Origin of the sequence: Mucilaginibacter sp. (genome assembly GCF_025362475.1) — a bacterium.
GTDB lineage: Bacteria > Bacteroidota > Bacteroidia > Sphingobacteriales > Sphingobacteriaceae > Mucilaginibacter.
In genome coordinates, this window is the sequence record NZ_JANYGH010000065.1 from 1 (window position 1) to 17,970 (window position 17,970).

At 37.4% G+C, this 17,970-nt stretch carries 18 protein-coding genes and 1 pseudogene; 6 read left to right on the top strand and 13 right to left on the bottom strand.

Annotated elements, in window-relative coordinates; genetic code table 11:
• Positions 1 to 31 precede the first annotated feature (31 nt).
• Positions 32 to 718, top strand: a complete 687-nt coding sequence (locus Q0R88_RS21960) for a hypothetical protein (protein WP_295720490.1) — start codon at positions 32 to 34, stop codon at positions 716 to 718.
• Between the two features lie 117 nt (positions 719 to 835).
• Here the strand turns inward: Q0R88_RS21960 and Q0R88_RS21965 are convergent, their stop codons facing one another.
• The 3 genes from Q0R88_RS21965 to Q0R88_RS21975 form a co-directional block, all read right to left on the bottom strand.
• Entirely contained in the window at positions 836 to 1,336 is a 501-nt protein-coding gene (locus tag Q0R88_RS21965; RefSeq protein WP_295720493.1) for a hypothetical protein, read from the bottom strand.
• Positions 1,337 to 1,578: 242 nt separating this feature from the next.
• Positions 1,579 to 1,800 (bottom strand): hypothetical protein, encoded by a 222-nt coding sequence (locus Q0R88_RS21970; RefSeq protein WP_295720495.1) that lies wholly within the window; start codon positions 1,798 to 1,800, stop codon positions 1,579 to 1,581.
• Positions 1,782 to 2,015, bottom strand: a complete 234-nt coding sequence (locus tag Q0R88_RS21975) for a hypothetical protein (protein ID WP_295720497.1) — start codon at positions 2,013 to 2,015, stop codon at positions 1,782 to 1,784. Before Q0R88_RS21975 ends, Q0R88_RS21970 begins: the two co-directional genes overlap by 19 nt.
• Before the next feature lie 235 nt (positions 2,016 to 2,250).
• Here Q0R88_RS21975 and Q0R88_RS21980 point away from each other — a divergent pair, with 235 nt between their 5' ends.
• A complete protein-coding gene (locus Q0R88_RS21980) occupies positions 2,251 to 2,496 on the top strand; it encodes a hypothetical protein (RefSeq protein ID WP_295720498.1) in 246 nt (81 codons plus the stop codon).
• A 2-nt stretch (positions 2,497 to 2,498) separates the two neighbouring features.
• Positions 2,499 to 2,822 carry a hypothetical protein gene (locus Q0R88_RS21985; protein WP_295720501.1) on the top strand — a complete coding sequence of 108 codons (324 nt, stop codon included), beginning with the start codon at positions 2,499 to 2,501 and terminating at the stop codon, positions 2,820 to 2,822.
• Positions 2,823 to 2,934: 112 nt separating this feature from the next.
• Here the strand turns inward: Q0R88_RS21985 and Q0R88_RS21990 are convergent, their stop codons facing one another.
• Entirely contained in the window at positions 2,935 to 3,537 is a 603-nt protein-coding gene (locus Q0R88_RS21990) for a recombinase family protein (protein ID WP_295720503.1), read from the bottom strand.
• Positions 3,538 to 3,734: 197 nt separating this feature from the next.
• On the opposite strand from Q0R88_RS21990, the gene Q0R88_RS21995 reads away from it, so the two are divergent.
• Together Q0R88_RS21995 and Q0R88_RS22000 are read left to right on the top strand one after the other, a co-directional pair.
• Positions 3,735 to 4,913 carry a DNA cytosine methyltransferase gene (locus Q0R88_RS21995; protein ID WP_295720505.1) on the top strand — a complete coding sequence of 393 codons (1,179 nt, stop codon included), beginning with the start codon at positions 3,735 to 3,737 and terminating at the stop codon, positions 4,911 to 4,913.
• Complete coding sequence (locus Q0R88_RS22000; RefSeq protein WP_295720506.1) at positions 4,891 to 5,979, top strand: hypothetical protein; 1,089 nt, start codon at positions 4,891 to 4,893, stop codon at positions 5,977 to 5,979. The genes Q0R88_RS21995 and Q0R88_RS22000 overlap by 23 nt, the downstream gene beginning before the upstream one ends.
• On the opposite strand, the gene Q0R88_RS22005 is transcribed toward Q0R88_RS22000, so the two are convergent.
• From Q0R88_RS22005 to Q0R88_RS22045, 9 genes and pseudogenes are all read right to left on the bottom strand, one after another.
• On the bottom strand, positions 5,976 to 7,658 hold the full coding sequence (locus tag Q0R88_RS22005) for a recombinase family protein (protein ID WP_295720508.1): 1,683 nt from the start codon (positions 7,656 to 7,658) through the stop codon (positions 5,976 to 5,978). The two genes, Q0R88_RS22000 and Q0R88_RS22005, sit on opposite strands and share 4 nt — an antisense overlap.
• Positions 7,659 to 7,736: 78 nt before the next feature.
• Positions 7,737 to 8,576 (bottom strand): annotated as a pseudogene (locus tag Q0R88_RS22010) (magnesium chelatase domain-containing protein); the annotation flags it as partial.
• A gap of 191 nt (positions 8,577 to 8,767) precedes the next feature.
• Complete coding sequence (locus Q0R88_RS22015) at positions 8,768 to 9,418, bottom strand: hypothetical protein (RefSeq protein WP_295720511.1); 651 nt, start codon at positions 9,416 to 9,418, stop codon at positions 8,768 to 8,770.
• Between the two features lie 157 nt (positions 9,419 to 9,575).
• On the bottom strand, positions 9,576 to 9,968 hold the full coding sequence (locus Q0R88_RS22020; RefSeq protein ID WP_295720514.1) for a hypothetical protein: 393 nt from the start codon (positions 9,966 to 9,968) through the stop codon (positions 9,576 to 9,578).
• A 290-nt stretch (positions 9,969 to 10,258) separates the two neighbouring features.
• Positions 10,259 to 11,884: a carboxylesterase family protein gene (locus tag Q0R88_RS22025; protein WP_295720516.1), complete on the bottom strand. Its 1,626-nt coding sequence runs from the start codon at positions 11,882 to 11,884 to the stop codon at positions 10,259 to 10,261.
• Between the two features lie 199 nt (positions 11,885 to 12,083).
• The gene (locus Q0R88_RS22030; protein WP_295720517.1) at positions 12,084 to 13,673 is read right to left on the bottom strand and encodes a M1 family metallopeptidase; all 1,590 of its coding nucleotides are present in this window, start codon (positions 13,671 to 13,673) and stop codon (positions 12,084 to 12,086) included.
• Positions 13,674 to 13,676: 3 nt separating this feature from the next.
• On the bottom strand, positions 13,677 to 14,423 hold the full coding sequence (locus tag Q0R88_RS22035) for an energy transducer TonB (protein WP_295720519.1): 747 nt from the start codon (positions 14,421 to 14,423) through the stop codon (positions 13,677 to 13,679).
• Positions 14,424 to 14,873: 450 nt separating this feature from the next.
• Entirely contained in the window at positions 14,874 to 16,202 is a 1,329-nt protein-coding gene (gene ffh, locus Q0R88_RS22040) for a signal recognition particle protein (RefSeq protein ID WP_295720521.1), read from the bottom strand.
• A gap of 140 nt (positions 16,203 to 16,342) precedes the next feature.
• Positions 16,343 to 17,359 carry a DUF3078 domain-containing protein gene (locus Q0R88_RS22045; RefSeq protein ID WP_295720523.1) on the bottom strand — a complete coding sequence of 339 codons (1,017 nt, stop codon included), beginning with the start codon at positions 17,357 to 17,359 and terminating at the stop codon, positions 16,343 to 16,345.
• Positions 17,360 to 17,631: 272 nt separating this feature from the next.
• Between Q0R88_RS22045 and Q0R88_RS22050 the strand changes: the two genes are divergently transcribed.
• Positions 17,632 to 17,868: a hypothetical protein gene (locus tag Q0R88_RS22050; protein ID WP_295720525.1), complete on the top strand. Its 237-nt coding sequence runs from the start codon at positions 17,632 to 17,634 to the stop codon at positions 17,866 to 17,868.
• Positions 17,869 to 17,970: the final 102 nt, after the last annotated feature.

Consider the following 17,970-nt stretch of genomic DNA (forward strand, 5'->3'; position numbering starts at 1 on the left):
CTATGCGGAATAAGAAAAATCACTAAGTTTATTGCACATCATACTGCTTAGTGGTGATGGAGTTTTGACTGCTCATTTACACCTTAAAACGCTGGCCCCTTTTGCAGCGGAATGGTGGTATACTTTCCCCGGAATAATCACAACGACAAAAAACACGACTGATACCACTAATACTACTACCACGACAGACACCACTAAAACAACTACCCCAGTAACCCCAACACAACCTAAACCATACTCCTTGACAGAAACTTTTGAATATGGCAGTAAAATCGCTTATGCCCCTGCAAATGTTACTCTTTCTTCGGGTGTTTGGAATTTTGATGAGGCTATTATTGGCAGTGCAACTGCCGATATTAAAAATGGGAAAAGCTCTGCCCGAACGAACTACGGTGATTGTGCTATCACGATGATGTTTGACGTAACTGGCATCACACAATTAAGTTTTAAATATGCTTTCAATGATCCTTCTAGCTTCGACAATTACCCAACAACTTTACAACTCATGATGTCTACCAATGGCGGTGTAACCTTTAATCAGGTAGGCAACACCATTAGCACTGACAAAGCAATATTCACCTTTGTGACAGCCTCGTTTAAAATTACTACGAATACTAAAGTTCGTTTCAGAATACAAAAAACAGGAAGTCCTAAAATCAACTTGGATGACATTACTTTTGAGGGCACTGGTGACCCAGGTTTTACGATTACGAAATAATCATAAATCGGAATATAAATTTCTATATTAGTTCCTCCATAGCTAACATTCTTTGTTAGCATTGTGATAAGGTTTAGGTTAAAATCCCCAAGCAGCGAGTGTTAGGGGATTTCTTATTTAAATCCAAATTTTGTAGTTATAGCTTTCTTCTGTCATCACTCGCGTTTTGTGTTGCTTTAATAGATAATTAAGTAACCCGTCTTTAGTAGTGCTGTTACTGATGTTTTGAATTTTATAATCAGGTATTCTTTCAAATACGGTATTAATATAAAACTCTAATTGTGCTTTTGATAAAGACGTATCAACCAAACAATGAGCATGAATGCCTAAATTATTTATCTTAGAGCTATAAACTTTGTTTTTGGAGATAATGCCTCCATATTCCAACACAAATAAATAGTTTAAATGATCATAGGGGTTTCGGTGAACTTTGTTGATTTTGTTAAAAAACTTATTTGTTAATTGAAAGTTCAGATTTTCAACTTTTTTCGTTGGTATTCCATCAAGCGTTATGTGGTATAATCTATTTTTTTTTGACAGGGCAGTGAATGCTTTTGTTATATCAGATACATAGTCAGTAGTATCTGTAGATTTCTTTAATAGTGTAATCTTACTCATTATTAATATGTTATTTCTTTATAAGGCATAATCAACCAATTCAAAAGGAATGATTAATTAATTTCTTTGTTTCCATTTTATTCCAGAGTTGGATAACTCATTATTTGTGTTGCTGTATTAGTCGTTCTCTGTTAATTTGGCCGTCTATTATTTGTAATTCAATTCTTTTTAATTTCTTCTTCCAACTGCTTGTTAATGTGTCGTTATATTCTTTTAATTTAATCCTTCGTTTATTTTGTAGATCAATTAGTTTCTTGCTCATTCTTTTCCAATAATGTTTCTATCAATGATTTTATACCTGATAAAGAAAACAACCTTTTATTCTGAATGGTAACAATCTCATCTTTTGGCAAAGGATAGGTTTCCAATAGTTTTTGTATTTCAGATTTATTTAATTGAAGTTCTTTTCTCAATAGATAATTGTCTAAATATTTCTTTCCATCAATTAAATAGCAGACTTCCATAGGTAAGGGTGGTTTTTTTCTTTTTGAGCGAAATATCTTTTCATTTCAGCAACAATATCATCTTCATCATCAGTATCACTTTGTGGTTCTTCATCTTCATCAGCCTGTGATGATTTCTTGTCATTCTTTGACTGCTCAGTATTCTTAGCATTCGGGTCTTTAGCCTCTTGGATAAAGGCTTCAAATTTTTTAATGTGTGTTGGTTTGATTTTCATGGTTACATATTAATTTTATACGATACGATATATATCTAAAATCCCCCTCTCCCTTGAATTATTTTATCTGATATATGCACTTCAGTCGCGTTTTTACGAAGACCTCCCAGAACCTACGTATTCAGTCAATTCAGTCAAATAATACTTGTATAGGTCGTAAGGTTTTGGAATAGTGAGTAGTGCCGACTAGTTATTATATTTTTAATTATGGATTTTAAATCATTAATGTAGCCCTATGACATACCTAACCTATTTAGAATCACTCCGAAAAATCGCTAGTGAAAAGCAAATCAAAGTTGTAAAAGCAGATGAAGAAATAACCAATCAAGGCAATGGCTTTGTTGATATTTCAATTTTTGGTAATTATCAAAAAGCTCACAACGAATGGCAAATTGCCTTAAATAATATAACTGGGCTATTGAGTTTCATCTCTCAAAATGGCCTTAATCTTAATGATGAAATAGCCATACCAGAAAAATAATTATGGGAATATCAGATTTTGATGAAGATCCAGCTTTCAGATACGAAAGTTTGGCGCGTGAAGCCTTTGACAATTGTGGTAAATGGGGTGACCCATGGGGGTATGCAGCACAGGATGTTTACAATGAATTTATTGAAGAACCTACCACCGTTCGGGGCAAGAAAATATTGGATACTATATTAGTCGCCTTAATATTAAAACACAAAGGTGTTCCCATACTTGATAGTTTAAAAGACATTCAAAACACCATAGCAGACGCACAAAGTCAAAATGATGTGATTGTGATTGTAGATAATACGATTGAGTTATTGAGGAGTTTAGACTAATGTATTTTAAATATTGTATAAATTGATTGATTTAAATTTCACCTAATCAAATTCATTTTTAGCACACTCAATTAAAAGAATGGGTAGTTGTTTATCCATTCTTTTAATTCATTTACTGATTTGTTATCTTTTTAATTTTCGATACGGTGTTGATATGCAGGTCGGTTATTTTGGCAACTTCCCCAACTTTATAGCCTTTCTTTAAATAATCGAATGCTTTTTTATTTTTCTCCTTAGATAAAAAAGTAAGTAAGCTTTCTTTACTACCAATCTTTCTACCTGTATAAGATCCTTTCAATTTTGCAATTCTTATACCCTCTAGCTGACGTTCTTTAATTTGAACACGCTCAATTTCGCCAACTACCCCCAACATTGAAATCACCATTTTAGAAATTGGATTGGATAATCCATCTGCATTTAATGTTGTCAATCCCTGGCTAATGAATGTGATGGTAATTTTCTTTTCATTGAAATAATTTATGGTATTCAAAATGTCTAGTAAATCCCGACCAAGCCGATCAATCTGCAATACTGATAATGAGGTTAAAATGCCTTGTTCACAATACTTTTTAATCTCTAATCCACCAGGCCTAGAAAAAAAGGGTATTGACCCAGAGCATCGGTCCTCTACAACCATTTTGAAATCGTTTTCATTTACTCTTTGTCTGTCTGTCTTTTGATCCAAACTACTTACACGAACATATAATATTTTCATCTTCAACAATTTTAGCTACTGACTTATTTCTCCTAAAATTAAGGAGGAAAAGCTGCTCTTCGGAGGAAATCAAAGGAAATTTACGAGGCTAATTGCCCACATTTTAACCTACACTCTAAAAATGTAGTTTTATTATTTGACCACCCTCTGGGTAAATAGTCATAGATGTATTAAATTGCATGACTTTATAAATACAGATGGATAATAAGATAGGGATTTTTTCATTTTTTGCAGGAGCTGGCTTTTTGGATTTGGGATTTGAAAAAACGGAAAAGTTTGAAACACTTTTTGTTAACGAGTATCATAAGGCCTTTATGGACATTTATAAAGGTGCGAGAACTAACATTGGAATTGAACCACCGAAATATGGCCATGAGGTGAAGGACATAACAGATTATCTCAAACCTACGGAGCTAAATGGTTTAAAGGAAATGATTTCCAATGAAAGGAAACTTTCTAGAACAATTGGATTTATTGGTGGTCCACCTTGTCCTGATTTTTCAGTTGGAGGAAAGAATAAAGGAAAACACGGGGAAAATGGTAAGTTATCAGGAACCTACATTGAACTTATATGCACTACTAAACCTGATTTTTTCCTTTTTGAAAATGTTAAAGGACTTTATAGAACATCTAAGCATAGGGAGTTTTTTGAAAGTTTAAAAGTAAAGCTTAAAGAGGCTGGATATTTTTTAACTGAAAACCTAATAAATTCACTTGAATACGGTGCACCGCAAGATAGGCAACGAATTATTCTTATTGGATTTCATAAAAGTATCTTGAAAGGAACGGGATTAGATAAAAGTAAAGAGCAATTGTTAGATAGTTTTAAATGGGAGAACAACAAATCATTTGACGCTAAAACAATTTTGACATCAAATTGGCCGAAAACTGATCCTTTTAAAGAGGACAGCATTAGTGAACCACCTTCTGATATTAATAAAGAATTATCTGTGCAGTATTGGTTTGATAAGAACGATGTTTTAAATCATCCAAATGGGAACCATCATTTTACTCCAAGAAATGGTATGGCAAAATTTCTGACAATTAATGAAGGGGATGATCTAAAAAAATCTTATAAAAGGTTACACCGTTGGCGTTATTCACCTACTGCAGCCTATGGGAATAATGAGGTTCATCTTCACCCGTATAAAGCAAGACGTATTTCAGTTGCCGAAGCATTAGCAATTCAATCTTTACCCAAAGATTTTGTAATTCCTTCTAGTATCACGCTTACCGATATGTTTAAGACAATTGGTAATGGTGTTCCATTTGTCGCCGCACGTGGATTGGCTTTAAACATTTATGATTTCTTATTGAATAAGAATAACATCATTAAAACAAAAGTAAAGAAGTATGCCACAGCTGACAGCGAGTAATCTAGTAAGAGAAATCAACCGACTAAACAAAAACAATGTCTATAATTATATAGATACTTCAAATACGGGTGTAATTAAAATAGAACGAATCCAATTACCGGAAGGTCCTATAATTATAAAACGTTGGAAGCCAGAAAGTGGTGAAAACGAATCCTCTGCTAAATCTGCTTCAATTTCTAAAGAACAAATTTGGAGGCTTGCAAATGCCCTAATACCTAATCAACCTATAAATGTTGATAGATTATTTGCGGGGAGTTACAATACAAGAAGTGTATTAGAAGCTCTATTGGCAAATACACCACAATTCCAATACTGTTACCCAGGAAGAATACAAATGACCGGTGGAAGCCCCACTATTAAACACGGGCACAAGCATATTATATGGACACCTGATGATACACATGCTCTTGGCGTAACCAGATTAATAAATACTGATATTGTTATCAGCGAGGCCGCCTCAGTTGACACCTATGATGCTTTAACTATTACAGACCCTTCAGGTATTGGAGAGATTACAGGAATTGATGCTGACATAAAAAGAACGCACGCACTTATGCAAATCGCTCTTTATAATATAGGTAAGCAGTTGGATTATAGAACTTGGGTTGCTCAAAATGATAAGGGTATAATTTACAATGGCAAGCGAATAATAGAATACGATGGTATAATACAATCACTAAAAAATGAACCTCTTTTAAAAGCACATGCCGATGCAATAAAAGCGGCCTTATTGATTGACTGCATTTGGTTTAAAAATGGAAAACTAATGCCCGCTGTGATTGAAGTTGAACATTCTACTGGTGTAACATCTGGCCTTTCAAGAATGAAAAACTTTCAAGACTTATTTCCTCCATTTCCAACTAGTTATATAATTGTAGCTCCAGACGATGATAGAGGAAAGGTAATACAAGAGGCAAACAAGACACAATTTAAAAGCTTGAACACCAAATTTTTACCATATTCTGCTGTTAATGAACTTTACTCACTTTGTAAGCGAAGAAACATAAGAGGGATTAATCAAGAATTTTTGGACTCATTCATGGAAGCTGTTGTAATTGCCGCTTAAGTAGCTGTAATATAGGCTCTAGATGGGTGTAAGCCTTCAAACAAATCATTACCCCATAGTTGTCTTATTTCTAGACTATGTTTTATAAATCCTTTATTGTCAAAACGCCATCCTCTTTTTTCATATTCTATTTCTATATCTCTAGAAAGCTTGGCTTGACTTAGAGCATCTATTTTATAATCTACCATAATCCAGTGCCTTGATGTTTCAGGATTCCATGTAACATAAATACAGTCGATAAAAGCTCTAACGATTTTTTGCTTTTCGATATTAGTTATTCCTTCGGACTTAGTTGGAGAAAGAAAATCGTTTATAAATTTTAAAATATTTCCTTTTTCATCTGGTAAATGTGCTTCTTTAAGATATTTATATTTATCTTTTTGTGCTGTAGCTAAATCAACTATCAACTTGTCCATTCTCTCTTTAAACTTATCCTTCGGTATCATATTACCGAGATCAATAAGTTTATTCATTTTATCATCAGTCTCCTTTTCCTTATCTTTAGCTTGTGCTGCTTTCGCATACGATAATTTATAACTTTCCGTTTTTATCAACCTGTTAAAAAATTGTTCTACTTGCTCAGGTAGGCTTAACACTAAATCCCATATAAGGTCATCTAAGGTCTTTATATTAATGCCTCTGTTTCCGCACCATTCTGCCTTATACCTTTGACTTACACAGGTGTATTGATGGTCTTTTAGATCAACACGTTGTCTTCCATAAAAAGTTCCCTTACATTCTGTATTACCACATTTTACTAGCCCCTTTAATAGGAAGAAATAACCATCTTTAATATTTTTAAATTTATTTTTTTCACTAAGATTTCTTTGAACCATGTCAAAATAATCTTCTGAAACAATTGCGGGTGCCTTTAAAATATGTTCTTTATAATGTCTTTCGCCTTTGTAAATAGGGTTCGTAAGAATATTATAAATTACGGCATCGCGCCATTTAAATATTGCTTTACTTTCTCCCCTTACTTTCAAATGAGGTTTAGGAGAATTACCTCTTTTGGTAGGTATATTTTTTTCATTGAGTTCAAAAGCAATAATCTTTGTCCCTTTATTTTCTTCTAAACTCATGCTGTAAATCATTTTGACAACTTCCGCTTCCTTTTCGTCAATTACAAGCATTTTATCTTTGTCCTTCTTATAGCCATAAGGTTGAAATGGTCCGCCTGAAACTTTTCCGTCTAAAGCGTTTCTTTCCAATGCTCTAGAGATACGGCTTGCCATTTTATTTCTCTCAAAATTGGCAAATACTATACTCAAATTAGATTGGAATAAATCGGTATCATCTTGAAGATTAATCTCACCTCTTACACTAAAGATCCTTATATTATTGTCTTTTAAAAAAGTTAACAATTGACTGCCGTTAGTTACTTCTCTCGTTAACCTATCAATATCTGTTATATAAATTCCACCTATTTCACCAAGGTTTATTTTATCAACAAGATTATTTAATCCAGGTCTTTCACGAACATTTTTCATTCCACTTATACCTGCATCCTCGAAAATTTCAAATTTCCAATTAAGATTTCTTGCTACTTCTGAACCTCTTTTTATTTGGTCTTGAATAGAAATACCAAATTCGGCTTGCTTTTCAGTCGATACTCTAACATATATGCCTAGGTTCTCCGGTAATACAATTGTTTTTCTATTCTTTTTTTTGGCTGACATAAGAATGAATTGATTAAATATTGATATTGTTAATCATTTAACAATCTAATATACGGAAGGATACATTAACATAACGGCATCTGATATAGTGTGGTGGGGGCTCCTGAAGGGGCGTATGGTAACCAAAGCATCCGCGGCAGCAAGTTTCCCTGCTACTGAATGAATCTTGGTGGTTTCCAATGCTTCATACAAACTCAGCGGTGGCAAAATGGAAGGCAGTCTGCGGGCCAGCATGGTTTTACCAGCCCCCGGCGGACCAATCAATATCACATTATGGCCACCCGCAGCGGCAATTTCCAAAGCACGCTTGATATTTTCCTGTCCACGTACTTCGCTAAAGTCGCTGTCGTAATTGCAAAGGCTGTCGTAGAATTCCTCGCGGGTATTTACCAGTACCGGTTCCAATTTAATATCGCCATTAAAAAAACCAGCTACTTCTTTTATGCTTTCTACGCCATAAACTTCCAGGTCGTTCACAATGGCGGCTTCACGGGCGTTTTGTTTGGGGAGAATAAAACCTTTAAAGCCATCCTTGCGTGCCTGTATGGCAATAGGCAATGCCCCCTTTATAGGCTGCAGGCTGCCATCAAGCGAAAGTTCTCCCATGATGATATACTTATCAAGCTCCCCGGCTTCTAACTGCCCGGAGGCGGCTAAAACAGCGGTAGCAATAGTAAGATCATAAGAGGAACCTTCTTTTTTTATATCCGCAGGCGCCATGTTAACTACAACTTGCTGGCGGGGCATTTTGAAATTGCAATTTTTTAAAGCCGAATCGATGCGGAAATAGCTTTCCTTTATGGCCACATCGGGCAAGTCCACAATAAAGTATTTTGTGCCCGCCACAATATTTACCTCAACTGTTATAGTGATAGCTTGTATCCCATAAACTGCACTGCCAAAAGTTTTAACCAACACTATGATAAAGTTTAATCAATGCGAAAGATAAATATTTTTAATTGTGTGGTAAAAATATGTGTGTATTAAAATAACCCGGTTGTAGGAAGCGGGCACGCATTTATTTTTTCACTTGGCTATTACTCTCTAAAATCTACAAAAAAACTGCCCAAAAACAAAAAAGGCACCCTTTTGGGTGCCGTTGCTGTTAATTATTTTTTCTTGTAGCTGTCAAAATCGCTGGCGAAATCTTTCAGGATATTATACCATGAGTGTGCCCAATAATTTCTGAAGCCAAAGCCTCGGCTGTTGCCTGTTTTATAAACAGTAAACAATACTGTTTTATCGTTCATATTTACAAAGGTTACCCATGCACCGGCCAAATGGGTTGCTTTACTCATGCCCTCTACAATCAGCATCATGCCTAAACCCTTTTGACCCTGAAAATCGTAGTTCTTGACTACTTCAACTATATCTTTTTCTTTAAGGGTGCTAAAGTCGTTCGGGTTTTCGGTAAAAAAGTTTTTACTAAGGGCATTATTTGCTGCTTCGGTTACTTTAAAAGCAAAATGCACAGTATCGCGATGAGATGCACGCGGAACATTATAAGTTTTGGGTTCGGTTATAAACAGGTTGGCCCAGGCCGGAATGTATTTATTAACAAACTCAGAGTTTAACAGCTCGCCTGAGGCTTTATATGCGGCTTCAGACCCAATAAATCTCATTTGCGAAAAATCAATTCCCAACCAGGTAACAGGTACCTTGGGGTTAAAAGCATCTGCTTTGGTTTGTGCGAATAGTGCTTGCGTGGTGGTGCAAATAATTAAGGCAATAAGCCAGGTAAATTTTGTGATAATTTTCATGGTTGTTTTATGCAATTTAACAGTATCAAATAATAGTACCGCAAAATATACAGAATTCCTTAAAATAATATGCCCTTAAAATAAACAGATGGTTAATTTTAAGGGCACACGTCAATAATACTTTATAGATCAATATCTTAAATACCGTTACTGATCATTATATTGTGTTAGCAAAAAGGAAAAATACGCAGGAAACCACTGCATATACCATCAACATAACCGACCATACTTTCTGGTTGTTTTTGCTCAGTTTTTCAAATGCAACATTCCATCTTTTAAACCGGCCGTTGTTAAGCAGTATAAAATAGTTAAGCAATAAAACGCCGGTAGTTGCCAAAAGCATAATGGTAGCAGTTGTAGCATTGATGTTAAACCATTTTTGATTTAAACAAAGCTGAGTGAGCACCAGTAAATTGGTTAATAATAAGATCATCAGGAAACTTACACCAAAAAGGGAATTAAACTTAGGTAAGCCACCTTGTCCGAAATTTTTTGCACTCCATCTGTAAGCTGTTACATAAATGGATTTTGAGATTCCTGATGCGTTCATAATGTTAGGGTTTTAGGGTTAATATTCAAAACAAGTAGCCTATACTGCTCAATTGTTTGGTTAATAACGCAACATACAAAATTTTGTTGTGTAAAAATTAGCTTATTTGCAAAATTCAACTGTCATCGATTAATATTTACGTTGTGGTAAAAAAACAATCGCATTTGTTAAAATAATAAAGCCTATCCTAAATAAGCGGCAATTAATAATACTCGTATAGTCGGTGATACAAAAAAAACGGCCACTTTAAAGCGGCCGTTTTTTTTGTATTTTGAAAATTTGCTAATTATCTATTTTGCCGATGCCATTTGAAGCAATGTTGCATCATGATGGAATTTAACTTCGGGCTTATTATCAAACAACATTTCGGCCCCATTTTGGGCGGTATAAGCAGGCCAGTTAGGAAGCCCTTTGGCATTAGGATTGCCGGTACGGGCAAAATTAACCCATGCCTGGCTCATCTTTGTGGCTAAGGCATAAGCTTCTTTACCACCACCGGTAATTTCCTCACATCGTTTAATGTTATCAAACTCAAAGCAGATATCAATACAGTGGATAGATTTGAACATGCCATCGGCAACGGGTGATTGCCAGGTGAACATATACATATAAACCGGCGCAGCCCCGGCAATGGCCTTAGCATTTGCCTGGCGGATAACACCCGGCCTGAATGTAGCCAAGTCAATATCCAGGTAATCTGATGGCTTTACGGTTCCTGGATAGGATTTTAAAACCTCGGCCATATAAGTATCTGTTTTATCGCCATATTTCTTTTGCAGGTTGGTTTTAACTTCATCCAGGGAATAGTTTCTTATTGCCGGGTTAATAAGCGAAGCCATAAACTCGGTTTTGGTTGAGCCTACTAGTAAGGGAATGTTTTTTGATAGTTCAATTGCTGCCGCGTCGTTAAGCTGATAGGGCAAAAACACGCCGTCATTAACCGGCTCCCAGCCTAAACCAAAGCCAGCTACCGGTTTACCCTCGGCCTTTAATTGCTGCGCAACTTTTGGCAGGGCTTTTTTTGCCGCCGCGCTCAGGCGTTCGTAAGGTATGGTTTGTAAGGAATCTACTTGTGATGGTTGCAGATTAAGTACTTCCAGCATGGCGGCGCCTATCCTTTTTGATACCTCATTATCCATAAATTTGGATTGATAGCTGCCACTCTGTACAATTGCTTTATGGAACAAACCCTTTGCAGATGGCGCGGCCATTAAGGTAGTAACCTTACCGCCGCCGCCTGATTGACCAAAAATGGTCACATTGTCCGGGTCGCCACCAAAGCTGGCTATGTTTTGCTTAACCCATTGCAGCGCGGCAACAACATCCATCATGCCCACATTTGCCGATGATTTATATTTATCGCCATAGGCCGAAAGGTTTAAGAAACCCAATAAGTTTAACCGATGGTTGATAGATACCACTACCACATCACCCTTTTTACTTAAGTTTTCACCATCATAGGATGGCAATTCAATAGCCGAGCCTGCAGCAAAGCCGCCACCATGCAGCCAAACCATAACCGGTCGTTTTTTTTGATCATTAAGTCCGGGTGTCCAAACATTAAGCTTAAGGCAATCTTCGTTCATATATCCCCAGTTGTGCTGAAAGCCAAACTCAATAGGATCATTAACCGTAGCGGTAGCATCAATAGGGCAAACTGCGCCATAAACTAATGATGCACGGACGCCTTGCCAGGCTGTTGGCTTTTCGGGAGCCATAAAACGTTTGGCCTGCGCGTAGGGGATACCTTTGTAATTATAGGTGCCGTTGTGAATGTAGCCCCACACCTGCCCGTTATCGGTACCGGTTACAGCTATGTTTTCACCTGCGGTAACGGCGTCGCCGCTTTGGCAATAGCCCAATACAGGCATCAGGCAAAGAGCCAGCAAAGCCCAAAATGTAGAATTTTTCTTCATGGTTATCTGGTTTTATATAATTGGTTTATGGATTATTCGCGGGTTGAATAATTTATACCAGTACCATGAAATTGCGTAGATGATAACTAATCATTAAGCACAATTATCATTGTGTAGGTATTACACAATGATAATTATAAATTTCTATTTTACAATAGCCTGAAACAACTTTATTACAAATGATTTGATTGCCAATCAGCTATTTAGCCAGCACATCAAACGAAGCCAATAAATTAACATTAGGGTCGATGTTTATGGCTTGAGGCTTTGCCTTCAAAGGGATCTGCACTGTTGTTGTTATATTTTTCACAGCAATGCTGTGAATATGGTCGTCAACAGCGATTTCCAGGGGAAATTCATATAAATAACTTTGTTTTTGCTCAATAGTAATATCAAGCATTTCTTTAGCGGCATCATATAGCCAGGTTAACTTCAGGTCGGGGTGCCCGGCAGTTCTCAGCCATTGTTTAAAAAATGGTTTTAGGTTTTGACCGCTGGCTTGCTCCATTACCAGGCACAGGTCCGCAGTATTGGCATTGCGCCCATTATATTTTGTGTAGTAATTGCTTACACCTTTCCAAAAGGTGGCATCGCCCAACTTTCGCCTCAGCATGTGCAACACCCAGCCTCCCTTTTGGTAGCTATTGGCATTAAGTAATTGCATGTATTGGTTTTTAACCGCAGTATCGACCACAGGTGTCATCCGTTTCTTTTCAAAATCAAAAACTGTTTTCCTGTCTGCGGCTAATCGTTTTTTTAAGGTATCTGCACCATATTTATTCTCCAGGTACAGGTTGGTCATGTAAGTAGCAAAACCTTCGCTCAGCCACAGATGAGCAAAGGTTTTTTCGCTCGCGCCATCGCCAAACCATTGATGCGCTATCTCATGGGCCATTAACTCCTCTATGCCTTTATCGTTAACCGACTCCTCGAAATAGAATATGGCACTGGCATTCTCCATACCGCCAAATATGGTTTTTGATTGCACATTAGCCAGTTTTTCATAACTGTAAGGACCAACCTTTTTAATGAAAAATGGTAATATCTCTTTAGCTATCGCGTAGCTTTTAAATCCTGCTTCTTTATTCTCGGGGAACACATAGGTGTAAATGGGAATACCACTTACATCGCCGGTATGATCTATAGCAAATTCAGCTACACCAATTACCATCACCTTGGTGGGCAGGGCTACGTTTTCCTGCCAATGGGTGAGTTTTAGGTTGTTGGGCAATGCGTTTTCCTCCAATTTTAACCCGTTTGATACCACCTGGTAATGATCTGGGGCTGTTACTACAAAATCAACAGTGGCTTTGTCTGCCAGCGCATCAACGCAGGGCAGCCAGTTATGCGCCCTGTTGGGCCAGTTATCGCCAAAAAAAGTACGATGACCAAAGTTATTGGTTGATATGATCAATCCATCGGCAGGTATACCTTCATAGTTAATCACATAACTATGCCTGCTGGGTGCTACAACAGTGGTATAAATTTTAACCGCGCCGCTATCCTGTTCAAATTTCAGATTTTTACCGTTTTCTGTTATGGATGACACCGTCATCCCTTTACCTGCGGTGTTTTTCTTAACCAGGTCCAGGCTAAATGACGATGTGCTTTTCAAAAATTTTATGGCAACCGTTGCTTCGCCTTTAATGTTGTTATCAACATCATTAAGTTGCAGCGCAAAATTGTAGTGTTGTACATCAATAGGTGAACCGGGGACCTGGGCATGAGCAGATAATGAAAAAAAGCCAACCGTGGCACTGCTTATTAAATAAATTATTTTTTTTAACATCTTCTAATCTTTTACAATTGTAAAACTAACGGGCAACTCATATTCTACTTTCACCGGTTCTCCCTTATATAAGCCCGGAAGCCATTCTCCCGTTATTCGCTTCACACCATTTAGTGACTCCTCGTCGCAACCAAATCCTAAACCTGATTTTACCTTGAAATTGGATGCACGGCCTAATGTATCTATCGTGAAAGCAATTATAACTATTCCCTGTATATTATGCTCCCTCGCAATTGCCGGGTATCTTAAATTATATAGATCATTCTGCATTATCTGTTCACCGTCTAAAAATAAAATGGGGCGATCAAGGCTTAAGCTTATGGTGTCAGCTCCTTTGATTACTTTATAATTTTGGCTTAAGCTGTCTGTATGTGATAATTTATAATAGCGGAGCACTTTGTTGCTATAATCGTATTTTACTTGTAATTCATCCTTTCCATTAAAGGCGCTCCAAAACCCAAAACGTTTATCGTTTTTAAAAAAACCTGTTACAGCAACTGTACCCCTATGGGAATAGTATGTCCAGATGCTATCCTTCAAATTATCTTTGTAATATCCATCACAAATTAATCTGTTATTAAAAAGGACATATTTTTCATATTTGCCGCTTCGTATTTGCTCATTAGAATCAAGGACAAAATACTTTTCTAAAATATTGTGTTTTTCATCTGCCTTAATAATTTGCTTTATTTGAGCAGGCGACCTCAACGGCAGCAAAAAAACAAATAGTAGTAGAGCCGCATTTTTCATACCGTAAAGATATCGGGATAAAAGTATTTTTAATTAATCTGACGGCTTAAATCGAGTTTTATAAACTAAAAATTATAGTTGCGGGTAATATTCTTTAAAATCGCAAAACGTCCAAATGCTAACCTAACGAATACAAATCCTTAAAACGTCACACTCGCCCCTGCGGTAAATAAAAAACACAAACAATTTTTTGATGTATTGCTCACATATTCAACGTGGTTAAATGGTTTAATAAGGTAGAGGATAAAAGAAATCTGCACTTTATTAATCATATAAGTAATCCGGTACTGAACCGCTAATGGCTAATAGTTTGGAATTAAAAAACAGCGCAATTTAACTCTATGCAATAAAGCGAAGGTTTTCGCTCTCAAACTAAAAAAGCCTTTGGCAAATGCCAAAGGCTTATTTTAATATTATAAAGTGCTTCCCTTACGGGATAAAAGGCATTGTTTACATCTTCGGCATTCTGCGCATCATGCTGGCCATGGCGGCAGGGTTGCTCATTTGCTTCATTACCTTTTTCATGTCATCAAACTGCTTCATGAGGCGGTTTACTTCGGTAAGATCGGTACCAGAGCCTTTTGCAATACGGTTACGGCGACTTTGATTAATGGTTTCAGGGTTTGATTTTTCGAAAGGTGTCATTGACTGGATGATAGCTTCGATAGCCTTAAATGCATTGTCATCAATCTCCACATCCTTCATCATTTTTCCCACACCCGGTATCATACCCATCAGATCCTTCATGTTACCCATTTTCTTGATCTGCTGTATCTGGCTGTAAAAATCGTTAAAATCAAACTTGTTCTTACGGATCTTCTTTTGCAGCTCGGCAGCTTCCTTTTCATCAAACTGCTGCTGGGCACGCTCAACCAGGGATATCACATCACCCATACCCAATATCCTGGATGCCATACGATCGGGGTGGAAAACGTCAAGCGCTTCCATCTTCTCGCCTGTACCAACAAATTTGATAGGCTTATTAACAACCGATTTGATAGATAACGCTGCACCACCACGGGTATCACCATCAAGCTTGGTTAAAACGACACCGGTAAAATCAAGGCGATCATTGAACACCTTGGCAGTATTCACAGCATCCTGACCGGTCATGGAGTCAACTACAAACAGGATCTCATGCGGTTTCACAGCAGCTTTTACCTGCTCAATTTCCACCATCATGGCTTCGTCAATAGCTAAACGGCCGGCGGTATCAATGATAACCACGTTGTTGCCATTTTGCTTTGCCAATGCAATACCCTCCAGGGCAATAGCCACCGGATCTTTCGATTCCAGGTTGGCGTAAACCGGCACACCAATCTGCTGGCCTAATACCTGCAATTGATCAATAGCCGCGGGGCGGTATATATCATCGGCAACCAGTAATGGTTTTTTGCCCTTTTGTGTTTTTAAGTAATTGGCCAGCTTACCTGTAAAGGTGGTTTTACCGGCACCGTTTAAACCAGCAATTAATATAATGGTTGGCGATGCTTTAAGCTCCAGTTCGGCAGTAGTGCCGCCCATGAGCTCGGTAAGCTCATCATTCATGAGCTTGGTAAGCAACTGACCCGGCGATATGGACGTTAGTACGTTGTTACCCAATGCCTTTTGCCTTACATCATCGGTAAATGCTTTGGCGGTTTTATAGTTTACGTCGGCATCCAGAAGGGCTTTGCGAATTTCCTTCATGGTCTCTGCCACGTTTATTTCAGTAATAGTTCCTTGTCCCTTCAGTACCTTAAAGGCCCTGTCGAGTTTATCCGAAAGATTTTCAAACATTATTATTATCCTAATTTTGAGCTTACAAAGGTATGATTTTTCTTGTTTGGAAAAAGGATGAATGGAGCAAGGAAAGGGACAAAAGAAAATAAAGGGTGCTGTGTCATATATTCTTATCCCAAAAACGTTGTTCTATAAAATTATGGAAAACGATAAAGTATACCGAGCGCAAGCCCCTCTGTACCCTGGGCGGCGGAAGCTGTATGTCTATCGTACAGCAGCGTACCGTTAATGGTTACGTTAACGAGGCGGTTAACCCGGGCTGATAGCACGGCATCCAAACGATGGGTAATAAATTTAGGTGATTCGCCGTAGGGAATAAAGAGTGCATAACGGGCGTTAAGGTGCACGTTTTTCATCAGGTCTTTATCAAACAAACCTACTATCTGGAACGCGAGGTCGTTTTTTACTGTATGATTGGGGCCAACGCCGTAATCATTGCTTTTTCTTACACTATCATCCAACACAAATGTTTGCCTTGCGGTACCAGTACCCAATCGCAAATCAAAATAACCTGTTGGCTTATACTCAAAACCTATCGACTCTGTTAAGTAGCCCGGCGCCATAAAATTCGAGATCTGCTGCGCGGCAAATTTGCCTCCGCCCAGGTCTGTATAGTTAAAGCCCTTATCAAACTGCGATTCAAACGTAAGTGCACCAAAAAAGTACCAGTGTTTGGATAGCTGTGATGCAAGCTTATTATCAAAGTAAATACGATCGTTAGTTTTGCGTTTGCCCTGGCCTTTATTTTTAGCTACGCCATACGTAAGATTAAGCTCAGATACATAGCTAAAGGGAGCTTTGTTATATTCGGTATGGTAAATAAAGTTAGTACCCAGTGCTACCGAGTTTACACCACCCGCGCTGTAATTATTGGTAAATGCTGATTGGCTAAAGTTTAGCCCAAAAAGAACCGTTTTTTTCCAGTAATTTATTTTATAATCCATCAGCGTAACCGGAATTTGTTCCCGCTGTATTTGTATTGCCCTTGCCCTCGTAGGAATGGCGTTACGGCGCGAATCGATCCTGAGTTTGTTAATCTGCGCGGTATCAATTTTGATGGTGTCCTTTTTCAGCGAATCGGTTTGCTGAGCGCTTACCGAAATACTGCAGGCTATTAATGCTAATAAAAGCAGTCCAAGTCTGGGTTTTAACATAGTACACAAATTAAAGCAAAAATCTCCTTTATAACCGTCTTTAATTAAAAATGTTGTAAAACGATTTAATTAAAAAATGTTTTTAGCCCCCCTTGGCGGATATTAAATGCCTATTATCTGTATAAACAAAACGGCATTGTAAAAACTAAACCGAATGCATTTTAGCACTCAAAACAGTCAATTATGTTATTAAATAAGAAAAATTCCGGCATTATTTACCCACTTTTAAAACATAGCTTTATAGCCCATTGTTATCATATAAACTTAAAATTATGAATACAAAAGCTGCAGTTAGTATACTAACTATTTACCTGGCCTGTTACATAATTATATTCGCCACCGGGTATTCCATTACCTTACTTGCCGCCATGTTCCTGGTCTCGCCGTTTCTAATATGCTGGATGGTTTACAAAGTTTTAAAAGATGATAGCTTTAAATATCCGGCATTAGGCCAGAATGAAGAATGGGGTTATCTTGATAAAGATAAAAATGATCTGGGACTGTTTTAACTATTTCAGATTTCAACTCTATTTAAACCGGTGCCTGGTGTTGCCTATCAATTAACTTTTATAAAACACTACATTTCAATTATTTGTGCATAATTTAGTAAT

What these genes read in the sequence shown, in the direction of transcription:
- Q0R88_RS21965 (WP_295720493.1), bottom strand. Translation starts at nt 1,336, where the DNA reads ATGAGTAAGATTACACTATTAAAGAAATCTACAGATACTACTGACTAT.
- Q0R88_RS21970 (WP_295720495.1), bottom strand. Translation starts at nt 1,800, where the DNA reads ATGGAAGTCTGCTATTTAATTGATGGAAAGAAATATTTAGACAATTAT.
- Q0R88_RS21975 (WP_295720497.1), bottom strand. Translation starts at nt 2,015, where the DNA reads ATGAAAATCAAACCAACACACATTAAAAAATTTGAAGCCTTTATCCAA.
- Q0R88_RS21980 (WP_295720498.1), top strand. Translation starts at nt 2,251, where the DNA reads ATGACATACCTAACCTATTTAGAATCACTCCGAAAAATCGCTAGTGAA.
- Q0R88_RS21985 (WP_295720501.1), top strand. Translation starts at nt 2,499, where the DNA reads ATGGGAATATCAGATTTTGATGAAGATCCAGCTTTCAGATACGAAAGT.
- Q0R88_RS21990 (WP_295720503.1), bottom strand. Translation starts at nt 3,537, where the DNA reads ATGAAAATATTATATGTTCGTGTAAGTAGTTTGGATCAAAAGACAGAC.
- Q0R88_RS21995 (WP_295720505.1), top strand. Translation starts at nt 3,735, where the DNA reads ATGGATAATAAGATAGGGATTTTTTCATTTTTTGCAGGAGCTGGCTTT.
- Q0R88_RS22000 (WP_295720506.1), top strand. Translation starts at nt 4,891, where the DNA reads ATGCCACAGCTGACAGCGAGTAATCTAGTAAGAGAAATCAACCGACTA.
- Q0R88_RS22005 (WP_295720508.1), bottom strand. Translation starts at nt 7,658, where the DNA reads ATGTCAGCCAAAAAAAAGAATAGAAAAACAATTGTATTACCGGAGAAC.
- Q0R88_RS22015 (WP_295720511.1), bottom strand. Translation starts at nt 9,418, where the DNA reads ATGAAAATTATCACAAAATTTACCTGGCTTATTGCCTTAATTATTTGC.
- Q0R88_RS22020 (WP_295720514.1), bottom strand. Translation starts at nt 9,968, where the DNA reads ATGAACGCATCAGGAATCTCAAAATCCATTTATGTAACAGCTTACAGA.
- Q0R88_RS22025 (WP_295720516.1), bottom strand. Translation starts at nt 11,884, where the DNA reads ATGAAGAAAAATTCTACATTTTGGGCTTTGCTGGCTCTTTGCCTGATG.
- Q0R88_RS22030 (WP_295720517.1), bottom strand. Translation starts at nt 13,673, where the DNA reads ATGTTAAAAAAAATAATTTATTTAATAAGCAGTGCCACGGTTGGCTTT.
- Q0R88_RS22035 (WP_295720519.1), bottom strand. Translation starts at nt 14,423, where the DNA reads ATGAAAAATGCGGCTCTACTACTATTTGTTTTTTTGCTGCCGTTGAGG.
- ffh (WP_295720521.1), bottom strand. Translation starts at nt 16,202, where the DNA reads ATGTTTGAAAATCTTTCGGATAAACTCGACAGGGCCTTTAAGGTACTG.
- Q0R88_RS22045 (WP_295720523.1), bottom strand. Translation starts at nt 17,359, where the DNA reads ATGTTAAAACCCAGACTTGGACTGCTTTTATTAGCATTAATAGCCTGC.
- Q0R88_RS22050 (WP_295720525.1), top strand. Translation starts at nt 17,632, where the DNA reads ATGAATACAAAAGCTGCAGTTAGTATACTAACTATTTACCTGGCCTGT.